The organism is Glutamicibacter sp. BSL13 (assembly GCF_052928425.1).
This window is the reverse complement of record NZ_JAVGCZ010000015.1, coordinates 38,433-54,973: the sequence shown is the minus strand read 5'-3', so window position 1 is coordinate 54,973 and position 16,541 is coordinate 38,433. Positions and strand designations below refer to the sequence as shown.

The window sequence follows — 16,541 nt, the reverse complement described above, 5'->3', positions numbered from 1 at the left end:
GCTTGCCCGGCTGGCCGAACGCCGGGGAGACCAGCACCCGGTCATGGGTGATGTCCTCGATCCGCCAGCTGGTGGCCCCCAGCGCGAACACGTCGCCCACCCGGGACTCGTAGACCATCTCCTCATCCAGTTCACCCACCCGCTTTGGGGCCTTGGAGTCCTCGGCCCCGGCCAGGAACACCCCGAACAGCCCGCGGTCCGGGATGGTGCCCCCGGAGATGACCGCCAGGCGCTGGGCCCCGGGACGGGCGGAGAGGGTCCCGGCATCCCGGTCCCAGATGATCCGGGGCTTGAGGGTGGCGAACTCATCGGAGGGGTACTTGCCCGAGAGCATGTCCAGGGTGGCCAGGTAGGCGCTGCGCGGCAGCTGCGCGTAGGGGGCGGAGCGGCGCACCGTGTCAAACCAGGATTCCACGCCCAAGTCCGCCAGGGCGACCGCGGCCAGGGTCTGCTGGGCCAGCACGTCCAGCGGGTTGGCCAGCACCGTCATCTTCTCGATCTGCCCGGTGCGCATCCGGGTGACCACCAGCGCGGTGGACAGCAGGTCCGCCCGGTGCTTGGGGTAGAACACGCCGCGGGAGACGGAGCCGACCTGGTGCCCGGCACGGCCCACCCGCTGCAGCCCGGAGGAAACCGAGTTCGGCGACTCCACCTGGATCACCAGGTCCACCAGCCCCATGTCGATGCCCAGCTCCAGGGAGCTGGTGGCCACCACGGCGCGCAGCCGCCCCAGCTTCAGGTCCTCCTCGATCACCGCGCGGGTGTCCTTGGACACCGAACCGTGGTGGGCGCGGGCCAGGATGGGGGCGGCCGGGTCGCTGCCGGCACTGGAACCGGCCTGGGCCATCAGCACCGCCGGGGTGCCGGCCGGCTGCGCCGGATCCGGGGTGAAGCCCTCGCGTTCGGCGTAGAGCTCGTTGAGCCGGCCGGTCAGCCGCTCGGCCAGGCGGCGCGAGTTGGCGAAAATGATCGTGGACTGGTTGGCCAGCACCAAATCCACCAGCTGGTTCTCCACGTGCGGCCAGATGCTGGCCCCGGCGGTGGGGGAGGAGCCGGGCCCCAGGTCGTGGGCGGCGGCCGCGGCCGGCAGGTCGGTCATGTCCTGCACCGGCACCCGCACCGACAGCTCCCACTGCTTGGCCGCCGGCGGGCGCACAATGTTCACCGGCCGGGTGCCGCCCAGGAAGCGGGCCACCTCCTCGGGTGGTTCCACGGTCGCCGACAGCCCGATGCGCTGGGCCGGGGTGCCCAGCAGCGCATCCAGCCGCTCCAGGGACAGGGCCAGGTGGGTGCCGCGCTTGGTCGCGGCCAGGGCGTGGACCTCGTCAATGATCACCGTCTGCACGGTGGCCAGCGTGCTGCGGGCCTGGCTGGTGAGCATCAGGTACAGCGATTCGGGGGTGGTGATCAGGATGTCCGGCGGGTTCTTCACCAGCTGGCGGCGTTCGGCGGCCGGGGTGTCCCCGGAACGGATGCCCACGCTCACCGCCGGCTGGCTGATGCCCAAATCATGCGCGGTGGCCCTGATCCCGGCCAACGGGGAACGCAGGTTGCGTTCCACATCCACGCCCAGGGCCTTCAGCGGGGAAATGTAGAGCACGCGGGTGCCGCCGCCGCTGGGCGGCTGCGGCAGCCCAGGCAGCGCCGGGGCACTGGCGGCGGTGTTCAGCAGCGAGTCCAGGGCCCACAGGAACGCGGCCAGCGTCTTGCCCGAGCCGGTCGGGGCGATCACCAGCGTGTGGTTGCCCCGGGAGATCGAGTCCCAGGCGCCGTTTTGGGCCGCGGTGGGTTCCCGGAAGACATCGGTGAACCATTTGCGGGTCGGGGCGCCAAAACGCGAAAGGATTTCGCTCATGGTTCGATCTTAGGACCTGGGACCGACGGGTTTGGCGGGAACCGGAGCTGGCGCCCGGTCACCGGGTGGTCCCGGTGATTTCGCGCAGCGCCGCCAGGTGCCCCACATAGGCGGCGCGTCCGGCGGCGCTGAGGCTCAGGCGCGTGTGGCTGCGCCCGGCGCGGCTGAAACGCTCGGCCCGGAGGTAGCCGGCGGCGTCCAGCTGCCGCAGGTGCTTGCTCAATACCGAATCGGTGATGCCCAGCAGGTCGCGCAGCTGGGCGAATTCGGCCCACTGGACCGGGGCCAGGCTCGCGCAGATGCGCAGCCGTATCGGGGCGTGGATCAGCGCATCGAATCCTTGTGGTTCAGTGGGCGTGCTCATGGGCGTCCTTCTGCCGGGCCAGCGCCAGCGCCCGGCGCATGCGCTGCTGGCAGAACCAGAACAAGGCGAAGACGCTGAGCCACTTCGCCGTGATCGCGATGGGGCCCAGGGCTTCCCAGAACTGCAGCACTGCCAGCGCCAGCAGGCCGAACAGGAAAGAGCCGGCGTAGGCGCCGTCATTCTCCACCAGCCGGCGGGGCCGCGGGCGGCGGCGGTAGTGGAGCAGGCACCACAGGGCCAGGGGCAGCAGCAGGCTGGCCAGCACGATCAGCAGCCCCGGCGGGGCGACATGCCGCAGGCTGAGCAGGGTTGCCACCCAGGCCCCCAGCAGCGCCAGCAGGCCCCGGGGGGCAGCGCTGGTGCGCACCATGTTCGCCGCGGCGTCATCGGCCAGTGCCAACAGCTCGGCCGCGGACTGCGCCGGTGCTCGGCCGGAGCCCGTGGATCCATGCATGAGCCATTCTCTTTCCGTTGCGGAAAGTCTTGTCTTTCCGGTATGGAAAGTCAACCGGGTGCCATCGCCAGGGGCACTGGTGGGGGGCGGAAGTCTAGAGGTGGTGGTACTTGCCACCGGCCAGGATGTCCTGGGCCCGGTAGAGCTGTTCGGTGAGGATCAGCCGGACCAGCTGGTGGGGAAAGACCAGCTTGGACAGCGACCAGGTGAAATCCGCGCGGTCGTGGACCGTGGAGTCCACCCCGTAGGCCCCGCCGATGACCACCACCACATTGCGGCCGGCGTCGATCGGGGCGCGCAGCGTGTTGGCCAGGGCCGGCGAATCGACGTTGCGCCCACGCTCATCAAGCAGCACCACGAAGTCGCCGGGCGCCACCTTGGCCAGGATGCGCGTCGATTCCTCGGCGCGCGCCGCCTCGTTGTCGCGGGCGGAATGGCTCAGCAGCTGCCAGGACAGGTTGAAGGGCTTCTTCAGCCGCTTCTCATAGCGCCCGATGCCCTCGGTGACCCAGGACTCATGCTTTTTCCCAACTGCCAGCACCTTGATTGTCATGACGCCATTCTCCCGCATCCCCGGCGGTGACCCGGTGACTTCTGCCGCGGGGCACGCACCGGGGCGGGGGCGAAGACTACGATGGAAGCCATGCGATCCTCGTGGTATTTCCGGCCCGGCCAGCGCACCGACGCCGCCCGGGCGCTGTGGGTGGTGCTGGGCCTGATCGTCGCCATGTTCTACTTCACCCGCCGTGTGGTGGTTTCCCTTGGCGCGGGTGGCTGGGTGCAGGATTTTGACGCCCCGGTGCAGCAGTGGGTGCTGGAGCACCAGGACCCGGTGCTGGCGGCCTTGGCCCATGGGTTGTATTGGTGGGGGTCCACCCCGGGGATGACCGCCACCATGGTGTTGGTGACCGCGCTGTTGTGCTGGTTTACGCGCAGCTTCTGGCCGCTGGCCACCGTGGGCTTCACCGCGCTGGTTTCCGTCCTGCTCACCACGATCCTCAAGGGACGGCACGAAGTGATCAGGCCCGACGGGATCCCCGGGGGCCCGGAACCCCCCGGTTCCTTTTCCTTTCCCAGCGGCCACACGCTGAACGCCGCCGCGCTGATCGGCATCGCCGCCTACCTGGCCATCGTCTACGGGCTGCGCCGCTACGCCTACCTGATTGCCTCGCTGGCCGCGCTCTTCGTGCTGGCGATGGGCTTCTCCCGGATCTACCTGGGCCACCACTGGCTCTCCGATGTCGTGGTCGGCTTCGTGATCGGGGCTGGCTGGGCTGCGGTGGTGGCCATCCTGCACTACTACTTTGTTCCCTCGAAGCGCATTCGCCGATAATTCCTGTGTGCCAACGATCATTTCGAGTTGTGAGAAATGTATCAAAGAACCGACGGCTTGTTGAGACTCGCGGCACATTAAAGCGACGAGCGAGATCGTCGGATTTTCCGCCGCGGATGTTGCCGCGGCCACGCGATGGGGCCTGCTCCGTCACATAAAAACATTGGATTCGCGCCGATCAGGGACCCATGGGCCGCGCCGCGGCCCGCGCGTGCGGTGTCCTTTGCGGACACGGTTAAGCCAGCTCACTCTTTTCCAGCTCCCGGGAATTTTCCCTGCGGCATTCTCATGCGGTGAGAATTTCGACTTGCTCCACCGCCGCGGTGGAAAGAACAATGGGTGACTGCGCCTGATTCCACCTGCCTTGAATCGGGTGGTGAACAGATCGTGGCCCGCAGCCCCGGGCCCCCGGCAAAGGTGTTATGTACGTAAGAAAAGTGTCCGATTCGCAGACCGCTCGGGTCCTGTGGATCCTCGCGGCGTTGGCCAAGGTTCCCCAGGCGACCGTTAAGGAGCTGTCCGAGGCGTCCCAGATTCCGGTCAGCTCGGTCTACCGGCTGCTGGATGACCTGGTGACCTCCGGCTTCGTGCACAAGACCTCCTCGCGGCACTACGGGGCCGGCCCGGTGGCCGTGCAGCTGGCCGAACGCTACCGCGACACCACCATGATGACCGGGACAATCACCCCCTACCTGCGCCAGCTCAGCCAGGACACCGGGGAGCTGGCCGCGTTCATGGTCGCCCACGGCGCCGAGGCGGTCTGCGTGGAATCGGTGGAGGCGGCCCGGGCGCTGCGCTGCAGCTACACGGTGGGCGCCTCCCAGCCGCTGACCTTCGGGGCCAGCGCCACCGCACTGCTGGCCCAGCTTCCGCCCGCATCCCGGGCGGAGATCTTTGACTTCCATGCCCTGGCCGAGACCGACCGCGAGCGCATCGACGCCGCCTGCGCGGCCGCCCAGGCCGCCGGCTACGCCCAAAGCGCCGGGGAACTGGACGAAGGCATCTGGGGAGTCAGCGCCCCGGTGCTTGACGGCGCCGGGGAACTGCAGGGTGTGGTCACCCTGATGGCTCCCATCCAGCGCAGCCAGCAGCGCCGCGCCCACCTGATCGAGCAAACCCGCCGCACTGCGATGAACCTGAGTGGAGGAATTAAATGACTTGGAAACAGCCCCAGGGCTGGTCCGGACGCGATGACGGGCCCGGACCCCAGAACGCCCGATGGCACAACACCATCACCCCGTGGCAACCCGGCGCCGACGCGGGCACCGCATTGCTCGGCTTTGCCAGCGACGAGGGCGTGCGGCGCAACAAGGGCCGCACCGGGGCCCGCACGGGTGCCGCCTCGCTGCGCACCGCCCTGTCCTCGCTGGCCCTGCACGAACCGCTAAGGCTCTACGACGCCGGAGACATTGAAGTCCAGGGCCAGGAGCTGGAGGCCGGGCAGGAGGCCTTCGCCGCCGCGTTGGCCACCCTGCTCAGCGAGGGACACTTCACCGTGGGCCTGGGCGGTGGACATGAAATCACGTTCGCCAGCTACCGCGGGCTGGCCCGGGCCCTGGGCGATGAGGCGCCGTGGAGCCTGGGCATCGTGAACATCGACGCCCACTTTGACCTGCGCGAAGAGCCGCTGGCCAGCTCCGGCACCGGGTTCGCCCAGATCGCCCGGGCACAGCAGGACGCCGGCCGGGACTTCCGCTACGCCGCGGTGGGCATCAGCGAGGCCTCCAATACCCGCAAGCTCTTCGACTACGCCCGCAGCCTGGGCGTTGAGGTGCTGCTGGACACCGAATGCCATCTGGGGAACCTGGATGGGGTGCGCGGCTTTGTCACCGACTTCGCCGACTCGGTGGACCACCTGTACCTGACCATCGACCTGGACGCGCTGCCGGCCAGCATCGCCCCGGGAGTCAGCGCCCCGGCCGGATTCGGCATCGGGCTGGAGGTGGTGCGCGAGGTGGTGCTCGCCGCGGCCGGCAGCAACAAGCTCATGCACGCGGACATTGCGGAGCTGAACCCGCTCTTTGACATTGACCAGCGCACCGCCCGCACGGGCGCCCGGCTGCTCAACGACCTGATCCTGAACCGAGGGTAGACATCTATGGAATTGCAATTATCACTGGTCCAGACCTCGGCGCTGGCCATGGTCCTGCTGGCCTTCGGCGAGTTCGCCCGGCGCCGGGTGGGATTCTTGGAGAAGTTCTGCATTCCCGCCCCGGTGGTGGGCGGCTTCCTCTTCGCACTGCTGGTGCTGGTGCTGCGCCAGACCGGCGCTGCCGAAATCAGCCTGGACACCTCGCTGCAGACCCCGGCCATGATCGCGTTCTTCTCCACCATCGGCCTGGCCGGTTCGCTGGCCACCATTAAAAGGGGCGGCAAGCTGCTGCTGGTGTACCTGGTGGCCTGTTGGTCCCTGGCGATCGCGCAGAACCTGATCGGCATGGGCATGGCCAAGGTGCTGGGGGTCGATCCGATGCTGGGCATCATGGCCGGCGCGGTCAGCCTGGAAGGCGGGCACGGCGGCGCGGCCGCGTTCGGCCCGACCGCCGAGGAAATGGGCGTGCAGGGCGCAACCACCGTGGCGATCGCCTCGGCGACCTTCGGCCTGGTGGCCGGCAGCCTGCTGGGCGGCATGCTGGCCAGCTTCCTGATGCACTGGCACAAGCTCAAGGCCCCGCAGAAGGCCGGGGTGCGTGAGGCAAAGCAGCCGGTGGGCGCGGGCATGCGCAAGCTGGCCGGTGGCGGCGGCTCGGCCGGCGGCCCGGCGGTGGGTGAGGACCTGGACGAGGCGATCAAGCAGCCCGGGGATGAAATCAGCAACTACTCCTCGCTGTTGTCCACGGCCACGGTCATCGGCATCATCATGGTGGTCGGCATGCTGCTGGGCGACTGGATCGCCGAGATCACCGGCTTCTCCCTGCCGGCCTACGTCGGTGCGATGATCATCGCGGTGATCTTCCGCAACCTGAACGACAAGCTGAAGCTGATCAAGATCAACGACGACTCGGTCAACCTGATCTCCCAGATGACCCTCGGCTTCTTCCTGACCCTGGCGATGATGAGCCTGAAGATCTGGGAGCTGGCGAACCTGGCCGGCCCGCTGTCGGTCATCCTGCTGGTGCAGCTGGTGTTCATCGTCCTGTTCTCCGCGTTCGTGGTGTTCCGGATGATGGGCAAGGACTACGACGCGGCGACCATGGTCGCCGGCTTCCTGGGCCACGGCCTGGGCGCCACCCCGAACGCGCTGGCGAACATGGACGCGTTCAACGCCAAGTTCGGGATCCGCTCCGAGAAGGCCTTCCTGATTGTGCCGCTGGCCGGTGCGGTGCTGATCGACCTGGTGGCGCTGCCCTGGATTGTGTGGTGCATGAACCTGGTCGCCTAGCCGCCCCACGGTCTTCACCCCGCGGTGCCCCACCCCTGCTGTTGCCGGGGGTGGGGCACCGTTGGTTTCCCCGGTCCGCTGGCCGTCGCGCTAGGCTGGGGCGAAACCCCGGGGAGGAACAATGGGCGCCGAGATGGACATGCAGGCCGCGCTGCTGGCCGGACGCCGCGGACGGCGGCTGCTGTACGAGCTGGTTGCGGCCAGCCAGCTGGAGCAGGACACCGAGGGTGGCGGGCCGGCACCGGTGCTCGGTGCGTTCCACGACGCCGCCTACCTGGTGGCCAAGGAGCGCGGGGATGCGGTGGCCCGGTTCGTGGCTGTCCCCGAAGGCGCGCCGGTGACCACCGCGGACCTGGAACCGGTGATGCCCACCGACGCCGAACTGGCGGCGCTGCTTGACCAGGTGGCGCTGCCGGAGCCGAGCCTGCCCACGGTGCGCCGGGCCCTGGCCGCCTCGGTGGACGCCGCAATGTACTGGCAGCCACCCGATGGCGAGGATACGCTGCTGGGCCGGGCGGACATCATCCCGCCCCTGCGCCGGCTGGCGGGTGCGCTCGGCCCCTCACGCCCGGTCACCGGGTGGAGGGATGCGTGCGCCCGGGCGGATCAATGGAGCATCAACTGGGATGATGTGCAGGGCCTTGGCGGGCCCGGGCCGGAGGAACCGGTGCCATCGGCGGCCGAATGCCTGGCCCGCTGGAAAAAACAGGTTGTGCGGGAGAACGGGCGGCGGCGCCGGGAGCTGCGCCGGCCGCTGCGCAAGCTGGGCAGCGGGTCGTGGTGGTCCACCCCGCCCTTTGGCACGGTCCGCTCCACCGGACGTTTTGCCGACGGCACCCCGGTGGGGCTGTGGTGCGCCGAAGACGGGATGGGTTGGCGCGGGGCGCAGCTGCGCCGGCTGAGCGTGCCGGCCGATGCCCCCGTCTATGAGATCACCGGGCCCAACAGCTGGGCCCGGCTGTGCCGCCAGTACCCGCTGGAGGTCACCGCGCTGCGCCGCCGTGACTGGTTTGATACCACCGGGCGCGACGGGCGCTGGGTGATCCCGGACTTCTCGGCGGTGGCCCGGGACTACGCGGGCGTGCACCTGAGCATTGCCGGGTACCTGGCCACCGCCGGGGAAGTGGTCCCGGTGGATGAGCACACCGCCTCGCTCATCGCCGGCTGGGACCCCGATGCCACCTACTGGCTGCGGGACGAAACGGCGCTGGTCGGGCAGGCGCAGCGCTGGGTGCTGGACGATGCCGGTCCGGGCCCGGATGACTGGGTCCGGGTCCGGTCCTCGGGCTGAGGACCGCTGGGCTACTGCTGGTATTCGGCCAGGACCTTCTTGCCGATCTTGAAGGCCACGTTCGCCGCCGGGACCGAGCAGTAGATGGCGCTTTGCAGGAACACTTCCTTGATCTGCTCGGGCGTCATCCCGTTGCGCAGGGCCGCGTGCACGTGCATCTCCAGCTCCTCCCAGTAGCCGCCGGCGATCATGGCGGTCAGGGTGATGGCGCTGCGGGTGGTGCGCGGCAGGCCCTCGCGGGTCCAGATCGTGCCCCAGGCGTAGCGGGTGATCATTTCCTGGAATTCATCGGTGAACTCGTTCGAGGTGCTGCTGGCCCGGTCCACGTGCTCGTGGCCGAGCACCTCACGGCGGACCGCCATCCCGGCATCATAGGTGTCCCCGGGCAGGCGCTGTGAATCTGTCATGGTCAAACCTTTGCTAGTTGGCGGTGAAGAAGGCGCTCAGCTGGCGCGCGGTGGCCTGCGGGTCCTCGGCCGGGGCCAGGTGGGCGACGCTCTCAATGATGGCGCAGCGGCCCCGCGGGGCGTGCTCGGCAATGAACTGGGCATCGGAGGGCGGACAGACCTGGTCATGGGCGCCGTTCAGGGCCAGCAGCGGGTCGGTGAGCCCGGCCAGCTCTTCGCGCAGGTCGAACCCGGCCAGCGCCCGGCAGACGTGGGCGTAGGAGAAGCGGTCGGCGTCCTGCAGGTTGTGCAGCAGGTTGGTGGAGGTGACCGGGTCCTTCTCGATGAACCCCGGGGCAAACCAGCGCTGGGCGGAGCCGACCACCATGGTCGGGGTTCCGGCGGCGGCGACCAGGTCGGCCCGTTCGTTCCAGGCCTGCTCCGTCCCGATCTTCGCCGCCGAGCACACCACCGAGAGCGCCTGGAACGCGCCGGGATGGTCGTGGGCCAGCTGCAGGGCGATGGCCCCGCCCACGGACACCCCGGCATAGTAGGGCACGGCCCCCTGGTCGATGACCCCATCCACGCGCAGCGCCTGGATCATGTCCATGACCGCCTGGGCCAGTTCGGTCATGGTGAACGGCTGCGTGGCCGGCTGGCTCGCACCGTGGCCGGGAAGGTCCCAGCCGATGAGCTGGAAGCCGTCCCTCAGGTGGGGGACGGCCGGGCCCCACAGGTGCAGTGCGCCGGTACCCAGCGACGGGCCCAGGATCAGCGTCGGCAGCGAGGCGTCGAGGCGGAGCAGCGAGGGGGTTAGTTGTGGGACAGCCATGATTCCTTCCACAGGGCGTAATCGGCAAGAACGGTGTCGGTGAAGCGTGCGGCGCTGCCCAGGTAGCCGGCCGGGTCCAGCAGCTCATCAAGCTGCGCGTCGGACAGGTCCGTGTGGGAGACCTCCAGGCGCAGCAGCTCGCGCAGGCTCACCTGGTCGGTGAGCGAACGGCGCACCAGATCCTGGACGGCGGGCTTGCCGCCCGCAATGACCGGGGCCAGCACGGTGGCCAGGCGTTCGGAGAGCACCGCGTCCCCGCCCAGGGCCAGGTTGCGGGCCAGCGCCGATTCGTTGACGCGCAGCCCGTTGGCCAGCACGTCGGCGTGCTCGGCGCTGCCCACCGCCAGGCGCAGCAGTTCGCGCAGTGCCGGCCATTCGGCGTGCCAGGCGCCATCCGGGCGTTCGTCGGCCGCGGTGCCGGCGGCGGTGAACAGCGTTCCCACCAGGGCCGGGGCGCTGAGCGCCGCGGTGCGCAGCAGCAGCGAATGCACCGGGTTCTGCTTCTGCGGCATGGCCGAGGACCCGCCCTTGCCGGCCTCGCGTGGCTCGGAGAGCTCCCCAATTTCCGGGCGGGAGGCGGTGAGCACATCGGTGCCGAAGGTGCCCAGCGCCGCGATCACCGTCCCCAGTGCGGAGCCGGCCTGCAGCAGCGGCACGCGGTTGGTGTGCCACGGGACCTGCCGGTCCACCAGCTGCAGTTCGGCCGCCAGACGGCGGACCAGTTCGGCGCTGTCTGGGTGGGTCCCGGGCTGGTCGGCAAGGAACTGGTCCAGGGAGGCCAGCGTGCCCACGGCGCCGCCCCACTGCAGCGCCAGCGTGTTGGACAGCTCCTGCAGCGCCCGGCCGGCCGAACCCAGCGCGGAAAGCCACGCGGCGGCCCTGTAGCCGAAGGTGGTGGGCAGCGCATGCTGGGTCAGCGACCTGGCAATGCAGGGGGTCCGGGCGTAGGCGCGCGCCAGTGCGGCCAGGCCGTCACCCGCCGAATGCAGGTGGGCGGACACCACCTTGATGCCGCGGGCCAGCAGCAGCATCAGCGCGGAATCGATGATGTCCTGGCTGGTGGCCCCGCGGTGCAGCACCGTGCCGGTGCCCCCAGGCGCGCCGTCCTGGGCCAGCAACTCGCGCATCATGCCCAGCAGCGGGATCAGCGCGTTCGCTCCGTCCGGGGTCCGCCGCGCCACTTCGGCCAGATCGTAGCGTTCGGCGCGGGCCACGGCGTCCACCGCCGCGGCCTGCTGCGCAGTGCACAGTCCGGCCCCGGCCTGCACCCGCACCCAGGCGGCCTCAACATCAAGCATCGCCTGGATGAAGGCGGTGTCATCGGCCAGCCGGGCCGCAGCGCCGCCGGCCCACGCCGGGTTGAGCACCCCGTAATCGGCATTAGTCATCGGTCAACCTCACTTCGGCACTACGTTCAACGCCCCGCCGGGGCGGAAGGCCGCGGTGCTTGGGCACCTGCAGCTTCCACCCTAGCGGGGCAGCTTCTCCTGCTTCCTAGCTTTCGCGCGGGTAGGTCAGGAAAACGGTCTCGTCCTCACCCTGCAGCCGAATGTCAAAGCGCAGCGATCCGTCCTGTTCCCGGGTGGCGATCAGGGTCTTGCGCCGCTCCTCGGGCAGCGCCGACAACAGCGGGTCATTGGCCAGCGCCTCGGTGTCCTCCGGCAGGTAGATGCGGGTGAACAGGCGGTTGAGCAGCCCGCGCGCGAACACGGTGAGCATGATGAACGGGGCCTTGCCCGCCTTGGTCGCGCCAGGGTTCACGGTGGTGAAGGTGTAGTGGCCCACGTTGTCCACCGCCACCCGGCCCCAGCCGGTGAACGTGTAGCCGTCGCGCAGCAGCGAACCGTCCTGGGTGGGCACCCGTCCCTGATGGTCCGCCTGCCAGATCTCCAGCATCGAATCCGGGATGGGGGTGCCCTGCCCATCGGTGATCACCCCGTGCAGGCGCACCGCGTTCGGGTTGGACGGGTGGATCAGCTCGTGGCCCTTGTCGTAGGGCAGTGCGTAGCCGTAGAACGGGCCGACGGTCTGTCCCGGGGTCGGGACGAGCTTCAGCTCTGGTGCCGGTGCCATTTAGTGGTCCCCCTCTTCGTCTTCCATCCAGGTGCGGTTGCTGCCGGTGAGCACAATGTCCCAGTTGTAGCCGGTGGCCCACTCATGCGAGGTGATCGAGTGGTCGTAGGTGGCGACCAGCCGGTCGCGGGCCTTCTGGTCGGTGATCGACTGGTAGATCGGGTCCAGGGAGAACAGCGGGTCACCGGGGAAGTACATCTGGGTGATCATCCGCTGGGTGAAGTCCGTGCCAAACAGCGAGAAGTGGATGTGCGCCGGACGCCAGGCGTTGTGGTGGTTCTTCCACGGGTACGGTGCCGGCTTGATGGTGGTGAACGTGTACTCGCCATTCGGCCCGGTGATCGCCCGGCCCACCCCGGTGAAGTTCGGGTCAATCGGGGCCGGGTGTTGGTCGCGCTTGTGGATGTAGCGTCCGGCCGCGTTGGCCTGCCAGATCTCAATCAGCTGCCCGGCCACCGGACGGCCGTCCCCGTCCAGTACCCGGCCGGAGACCACGATGCGCTCGCCGATGGGGTCCCCGTTGTGCTGGATGGTCAGGTCCGATTCCAGGATGTGCACGTCCCGGTCCCCGAAGGCGGGGGAGTGCAGCTCAATGGTTTCCGGATCCGTGTGGTGCAGGTCCTTGGTGGGATGGCGCAGCAGGGAGGAACGGTAGGGGGCGAAGTCGATCCGCGGCTGGGTTTCCTCTTTCTTCCCGGCCAGCACCTCCTGCCGGTAGGCCTCGTGGATGTCCTGGATTTCGCTGGTGATGGTTTCCTGCGAGTCGGCGGTGGCGGCAGGATCCAGGACGCGCGGGTTCTCGAACGTCTCATCGGTGGTGTGGTTCGTATCGGTGCTCACTGCGTGCTCCTTTCAGTGGTCAATGGGCGGGAAGGTGGTGGTTGGGCGGGTCAGGCGTGCGGCCAGCCGGTGTAGGACTCGGCCAGGTATTGTTGGCCGAAGCGCGAGGAGGTCACGGTTTCCAGCTCTCCCAGGGCGCGGCGGGTCATGAACGGGTCGGCGCCCACGGGGGTGTGGAGCATGGAGGTCATCCAGTATGAAAAGTTCTGGGCCTTCCAGACCCGCTTCAACGCCAGGTCCGAGTAGCCGGCCAGGAGCCGGTCACTACCGGTGGTGTAAAACGAGTCGATGGCCTCGAACAAGACCTTCACATCCGCGAAGGCCAGGTTCAGGCCCTTCGCCCCGGTGGGCGGGACCGTGTGTCCGGCATCTCCGGCCAGGAACAGCCGGCCGTGGGAGAGCGGTTCGCGCACAAAGGAGCGGAACCCCAGCACGGTTTTGTCGAAGATCGGCCCGGTCGCCAGCTGGAAGCCATCCGGTCCATCCACCCGCCGCTGCAGCTCGCTCCAGATCCGGTCCTCGCTCCAGTCATCAACGTTTTCGTTCGGGTCGCACTGGAAGTACATGCGCTGCACCGTCTCGGAGCGCTGGGAGATGAGCGCGAATCCGTGGGGGGAGTTCGCATAGATCAGTTCCGGAGAGGACTTTGGGGCCTGGGTGAGGATGCCGAACCAGGCGAAGGGGTATTCGACCTTGAAGTCATTGCGCTGGGCTGCCGGCATCTGGCGGCGGGTAAAGGAACGCGACCCGTCGGCGCCCACGATCACGTCAGCTTGCACCTCGAACAGGGTGCCCGCTGCGTCGGTGAAGCGGAACTTCGGGGTGTCGGTTTCGATGTCCAGGATCTCGGTGACTTCGGCCCCGTAGCGCACGTCCCCACCATCGCGCTTGCGTGCCGCGGCCAGGTCGATGAAGACCTCGTTTTGGGCGTACAGGGTGACCGTGGCGTCCACCAGGTCGCGGAAGTCCAGCGGATGGGACTCGCCGTTGAAGCGCAGGTCGATGCCGGCGTGCTCGTCGCCCTCGGTCAATACCCGGCCGTTGACCCCGCTGTCGGTCAGCATGGCCACGGCCTGGTCCTCAAGGATGCCGGCGCGGTGGGTATTGCGGATCGTTTCGTGATCCCGTTTTTCCACCACGATGTTCTCGATGCCTGCCTGGGCAAGCAGATGCGAGAGCATGAGCCCGGCCGGACCGCCGCCGATGATGCCCACCTGGGTGCGGATGATCCGGGGAGTCTGCGTCATTGAAGCCTGCCTCAGCGTTCGGGGCCGTGTCTGCCGCTACGCCGATTCTCGGCGGGCAGGGCGACATGGGTGGGGACAAGAGATTGACTTCAAGAATGCAGTGACGTGCGGAACAAACACACCATGCTTCTCATTGAATAAGAATATTTATGGACGGTGCGTTGGGAAGCATGAAATGCGGGCCCCCGGGCCGGTCACCCGGGCGGCCGCCGCATTTTCAACATCGGGAAGGTGCGGGACGAATGCTTCTGTCCTAGATGCCCGCGCGCCGGCTGCGCATCAACAGCAGGAGGGTGACGCCCAGCAGCAGCAACATGAAGACGCCAAAGCCGAGCACCGATGGCGCCAGCGCAATGAACTGCATCAGTGCGCCAAGCAGCAGGACCGGCACTGACATTCCCAGGTAGCCGGCCAGGAAGATGCCGGCCAGGGCTTCGCCGCGCTGGGCCGGGGAGGCAATGGAAATGGCGGTGCCGATTCCCGCCTTGAACGACATCCCCGAGCCGGCACCGGCCACCAGTCCGCCAATGACCAGCAGCGCCAGGGACGCCACCAGGATGCTGGCGGTCACCAGGAGCAGGCCGATACCCAGGCAGGCCAGACCCGCCGTGGTCTGCCGGTGCAGGCTCCAGCGCGAGGAAACCACCTGCATCGCGGCAGCCGCGGCAAAGACCACGAAGGCCACGGCGCCGGAGACCACATGGGAGGTGATGGCCAGCTCGCCGGCAATCAAAGCCGGGGCCAGGGAGGTGAACAGCCCAAACATGGCAAATCCGACAAATGCCATCATCGCCGCGGCTGCAAAGCGCGAATGGGCCTCCGGGGGCACCGAAACCCTTTGTGGCCGATAGTTCCAGTTGCGATCCACCTGCACGGTTTCCGGGACACGGGCCAGTGACAGCAGGCCGAGCAGCAGCAGCGCGGCAAAGACAAGGTAGGTGGTGTAGAGCGGAGCCGGGGCGAACTCCGCCAGCATCCCAGAGACTAAAGGCCCCAGACCCAGCCCGCCGATGTTGGCGGCGGTGGCGATGACCTCGGCCCGGCGCAAGCCGGTCCCCGGGCGGGAAGTGGCGTGCAGTTCGGTCATGCAGGCGGTCGCGGTCGCGGTCAACATGCCCACCCCAAGGCCCGAGACGAAACGCGCGGTGAGAAGCCCGGGCAGGTCCTGCCAGAAGATGAAGACGAGTGTGGAGATGAAAACCAGGGCCACGGCGGGCACCAGGATGCGGCGTCGGCCGACACGGTCGGAGATATGTCCGGCCAGGAACAGGCTCACCACTACGCCCAGGGCGTAGGCGGCAAAGATCAGGGTGACGGTGAAGGAGCTGAACCCTGACCGCTGTTGGTACAGGACGTAGAGCGGGGCCGGGGCGGAGGCAAAGGCCATCGAGGTCAGGAACGCGAAGGCGACAATCCAGAAGCCGCGGCCGTGCTGCGCGGCGGGTGCGGAGCGGGTTGCCGCGGGGGAAGGTGAAACGGGCATGAGTCCATCATCCGTGGCGGTGTTGATCGCGTCCAACGATAAAGGTTGATTGCTTGCATCTTGCTTGGTGATACTGAAGCATGCAGTTATCCCAGATCCAGTACTTCATGGCCGTCGCCGAACAGCTGAGCTTCACCCGTGGGGCACAGGAGTTGAACGTGGTCCAGTCGGCCGTCTCGGGGGGAATCAAGCAGCTTGAACGCGAACTGGGAGCCCAGCTTTTCGTCCGTCAGGGGCGCAGCGTTCGCCTGGCTCCCGCGGGGGAGGCGCTGCTGCCCCGGGCACGGACCATCCTGGCGGAAGTGGATGGCGCGCGGGATGCAGTCGATGCCGTGGGAGGAATGGTGCGCGGCACGGTGTCGCTGGGCACCCTGTCCTACCTGGGGGCCTTGGACATGGGGAAGGTGCTGCTGGAGATTCATCGACGGTATCCGGAAGTCGTCGTCAAGCTGCGGCTGACCGTGGAGGGGACGCGCACCAGTCTGGCTGCTGTGCAGGAGGGAACGCTGAACCTGGCACTGCTCTCGGTCAGTAATCCCCAGGTCGCGGGGATAGCGCTGCATGAGATCCATGCCGAGCCAATGGTTCTGGTCATCCCGGCGGGGCATCGGCTCGCCGGGCGTCAGCAGGTCGACCTTTCGGAAATTGCCGGGGAACAGTACGTGGACTTCCCCGAAGGCTGGGGAAACCGAACCACCATTGACTCCGCCTTCTCCGCGCAGGGACTGCACCGTAGCGTGCGCACGGAGGTCGTCTCACTGGATTTCGCGCTGGAGCTTGTCCGGCAGGAGCTGGGTGTCGCCTTTTTGCCGCAGTCCACCGTCGAGCGCTCGGGGACCCAGGGAATCTGGGCGGTGCCGGTGCCCCTGAAGTGGCGAATTCAGCTGGCCCGCGCCACGAATCGGCAGCCGACCGCCGCCGAAGACGTGGTCATGCGGGCCATCCTTGCCGAAGCACGCAACGCCATATAGACCGACCAGCCTAGGCAGCATCAAGCCCGT

Annotated in this window: 17 protein-coding genes; 6 read left to right on the top strand and 11 right to left on the bottom strand. The window is 68.2% G+C overall.

What is annotated here, in order from left to right:
* From RCJ92_RS04660 to RCJ92_RS04645, 4 genes are all read right to left on the bottom strand, one after another.
* Positions 1 to 1,855 (bottom strand): DEAD/DEAH box helicase (locus RCJ92_RS04660; protein WP_446753893.1); only part of this gene is annotated, 1,855 nt, incomplete at its 3' end.
* Between the two features lie 58 nt (positions 1,856 to 1,913).
* Positions 1,914 to 2,219: a transcriptional regulator gene (locus RCJ92_RS04655; protein WP_446753892.1), complete on the bottom strand. Its 306-nt coding sequence runs from the start codon at positions 2,217 to 2,219 to the stop codon at positions 1,914 to 1,916.
* Positions 2,203 to 2,673 carry a hypothetical protein gene (locus tag RCJ92_RS04650; RefSeq protein ID WP_446753891.1) on the bottom strand — a complete coding sequence of 157 codons (471 nt, stop codon included), beginning with the start codon at positions 2,671 to 2,673 and terminating at the stop codon, positions 2,203 to 2,205. The genes RCJ92_RS04655 and RCJ92_RS04650 overlap by 17 nt, the downstream gene beginning before the upstream one ends.
* 94 nt (positions 2,674 to 2,767) lie before the next feature.
* A complete protein-coding gene (locus tag RCJ92_RS04645; RefSeq protein WP_346922833.1) occupies positions 2,768 to 3,226 on the bottom strand; it encodes a 23S rRNA (pseudouridine(1915)-N(3))-methyltransferase RlmH in 459 nt (152 codons plus the stop codon).
* A gap of 90 nt (positions 3,227 to 3,316) precedes the next feature.
* On the opposite strand from RCJ92_RS04645, the gene RCJ92_RS04640 reads away from it, so the two are divergent.
* The 5 genes from RCJ92_RS04640 to RCJ92_RS04620 all read left to right on the top strand — a co-directional run bounded on the left by RCJ92_RS04640 (position 3,317) and on the right by RCJ92_RS04620 (position 8,679).
* On the top strand, positions 3,317 to 4,006 hold the full coding sequence (locus RCJ92_RS04640) for a phosphatase PAP2 family protein (RefSeq protein WP_446753890.1): 690 nt from the start codon (positions 3,317 to 3,319) through the stop codon (positions 4,004 to 4,006).
* Positions 4,007 to 4,443: 437 nt separating this feature from the next.
* Positions 4,444 to 5,163: an IclR family transcriptional regulator gene (locus RCJ92_RS04635; protein ID WP_175419293.1), complete on the top strand. Its 720-nt coding sequence runs from the start codon at positions 4,444 to 4,446 to the stop codon at positions 5,161 to 5,163.
* The gene (gene hutG / locus RCJ92_RS04630; RefSeq protein WP_446753889.1) at positions 5,160 to 6,098 is read left to right on the top strand and encodes a formimidoylglutamase; all 939 of its coding nucleotides are present in this window, start codon (positions 5,160 to 5,162) and stop codon (positions 6,096 to 6,098) included. Before RCJ92_RS04635 ends, hutG begins: the two co-directional genes overlap by 4 nt.
* Before the next feature lie 6 nt (positions 6,099 to 6,104).
* A complete protein-coding gene (locus tag RCJ92_RS04625) occupies positions 6,105 to 7,388 on the top strand; it encodes a sodium/glutamate symporter (protein WP_446753888.1) in 1,284 nt (427 codons plus the stop codon).
* A gap of 121 nt (positions 7,389 to 7,509) precedes the next feature.
* Complete coding sequence (locus RCJ92_RS04620; protein WP_446753887.1) at positions 7,510 to 8,679, top strand: hypothetical protein; 1,170 nt, start codon at positions 7,510 to 7,512, stop codon at positions 8,677 to 8,679.
* Positions 8,680 to 8,690: 11 nt separating this feature from the next.
* Here RCJ92_RS04620 and pcaC read toward each other — a convergent pair whose 3' ends face one another.
* The 7 genes from pcaC to RCJ92_RS04585 all read right to left on the bottom strand — a co-directional run bounded on the left by pcaC (position 8,691) and on the right by RCJ92_RS04585 (position 15,540).
* On the bottom strand, positions 8,691 to 9,086 hold the full coding sequence (gene pcaC, locus RCJ92_RS04615; protein ID WP_138175104.1) for a 4-carboxymuconolactone decarboxylase: 396 nt from the start codon (positions 9,084 to 9,086) through the stop codon (positions 8,691 to 8,693).
* Between the two features lie 13 nt (positions 9,087 to 9,099).
* Entirely contained in the window at positions 9,100 to 9,897 is a 798-nt protein-coding gene (locus tag RCJ92_RS04610; RefSeq protein WP_446753886.1) for an alpha/beta fold hydrolase, read from the bottom strand.
* Positions 9,879 to 11,285: a lyase family protein gene (locus RCJ92_RS04605; protein WP_446753885.1), complete on the bottom strand. Its 1,407-nt coding sequence runs from the start codon at positions 11,283 to 11,285 to the stop codon at positions 9,879 to 9,881. The genes RCJ92_RS04610 and RCJ92_RS04605 overlap by 19 nt, the downstream gene beginning before the upstream one ends.
* Before the next feature lie 106 nt (positions 11,286 to 11,391).
* Positions 11,392 to 11,970 (bottom strand): protocatechuate 3,4-dioxygenase subunit alpha, encoded by a 579-nt coding sequence (gene pcaG, locus RCJ92_RS04600; RefSeq protein ID WP_446753884.1) that lies wholly within the window; start codon positions 11,968 to 11,970, stop codon positions 11,392 to 11,394.
* Positions 11,971 to 12,810, bottom strand: a complete 840-nt coding sequence (pcaH, locus tag RCJ92_RS04595; protein ID WP_054821288.1) for a protocatechuate 3,4-dioxygenase subunit beta — start codon at positions 12,808 to 12,810, stop codon at positions 11,971 to 11,973.
* A 50-nt stretch (positions 12,811 to 12,860) separates the two neighbouring features.
* Positions 12,861 to 14,057, bottom strand: a complete 1,197-nt coding sequence (locus RCJ92_RS04590) for a 4-hydroxybenzoate 3-monooxygenase (protein WP_446753883.1) — start codon at positions 14,055 to 14,057, stop codon at positions 12,861 to 12,863.
* A 253-nt stretch (positions 14,058 to 14,310) separates the two neighbouring features.
* Positions 14,311 to 15,540: an MFS transporter gene (locus RCJ92_RS04585; RefSeq protein ID WP_446753882.1), complete on the bottom strand. Its 1,230-nt coding sequence runs from the start codon at positions 15,538 to 15,540 to the stop codon at positions 14,311 to 14,313.
* 80 nt (positions 15,541 to 15,620) lie between these two features.
* On the opposite strand from RCJ92_RS04585, the gene RCJ92_RS04580 reads away from it, so the two are divergent.
* Positions 15,621 to 16,511 carry a LysR family transcriptional regulator gene (locus RCJ92_RS04580; RefSeq protein ID WP_446753881.1) on the top strand — a complete coding sequence of 297 codons (891 nt, stop codon included), beginning with the start codon at positions 15,621 to 15,623 and terminating at the stop codon, positions 16,509 to 16,511.
* Positions 16,512 to 16,541: the final 30 nt, after the last annotated feature.

Excerpts from the sequence above, each read along its gene's own strand:
- RCJ92_RS04655 (WP_446753892.1), bottom strand. The coding sequence starts at position 2,219 with ATGAGCACGCCCACTGAACCACAAGGATTCGATGCGCTGATCCACGCC.
- RCJ92_RS04650 (WP_446753891.1), bottom strand. The coding sequence starts at position 2,673 with ATGCATGGATCCACGGGCTCCGGCCGAGCACCGGCGCAGTCCGCGGCC.
- RCJ92_RS04645 (WP_346922833.1), bottom strand. The coding sequence starts at position 3,226 with ATGACAATCAAGGTGCTGGCAGTTGGGAAAAAGCATGAGTCCTGGGTC.
- RCJ92_RS04640 (WP_446753890.1), top strand. The coding sequence starts at position 3,317 with ATGCGATCCTCGTGGTATTTCCGGCCCGGCCAGCGCACCGACGCCGCC.
- hutG (WP_446753889.1), top strand. The coding sequence starts at position 5,160 with ATGACTTGGAAACAGCCCCAGGGCTGGTCCGGACGCGATGACGGGCCC.
- RCJ92_RS04625 (WP_446753888.1), top strand. The coding sequence starts at position 6,105 with ATGGAATTGCAATTATCACTGGTCCAGACCTCGGCGCTGGCCATGGTC.
- RCJ92_RS04620 (WP_446753887.1), top strand. The coding sequence starts at position 7,510 with ATGGGCGCCGAGATGGACATGCAGGCCGCGCTGCTGGCCGGACGCCGC.
- pcaC (WP_138175104.1), bottom strand. The coding sequence starts at position 9,086 with ATGACAGATTCACAGCGCCTGCCCGGGGACACCTATGATGCCGGGATG.
- RCJ92_RS04610 (WP_446753886.1), bottom strand. The coding sequence starts at position 9,897 with ATGGCTGTCCCACAACTAACCCCCTCGCTGCTCCGCCTCGACGCCTCG.
- RCJ92_RS04605 (WP_446753885.1), bottom strand. The coding sequence starts at position 11,285 with ATGACTAATGCCGATTACGGGGTGCTCAACCCGGCGTGGGCCGGCGGC.
- pcaG (WP_446753884.1), bottom strand. The coding sequence starts at position 11,970 with ATGGCACCGGCACCAGAGCTGAAGCTCGTCCCGACCCCGGGACAGACC.
- RCJ92_RS04590 (WP_446753883.1), bottom strand. The coding sequence starts at position 14,057 with ATGACGCAGACTCCCCGGATCATCCGCACCCAGGTGGGCATCATCGGC.
- RCJ92_RS04585 (WP_446753882.1), bottom strand. The coding sequence starts at position 15,540 with ATGCCCGTTTCACCTTCCCCCGCGGCAACCCGCTCCGCACCCGCCGCG.
- RCJ92_RS04580 (WP_446753881.1), top strand. The coding sequence starts at position 15,621 with ATGCAGTTATCCCAGATCCAGTACTTCATGGCCGTCGCCGAACAGCTG.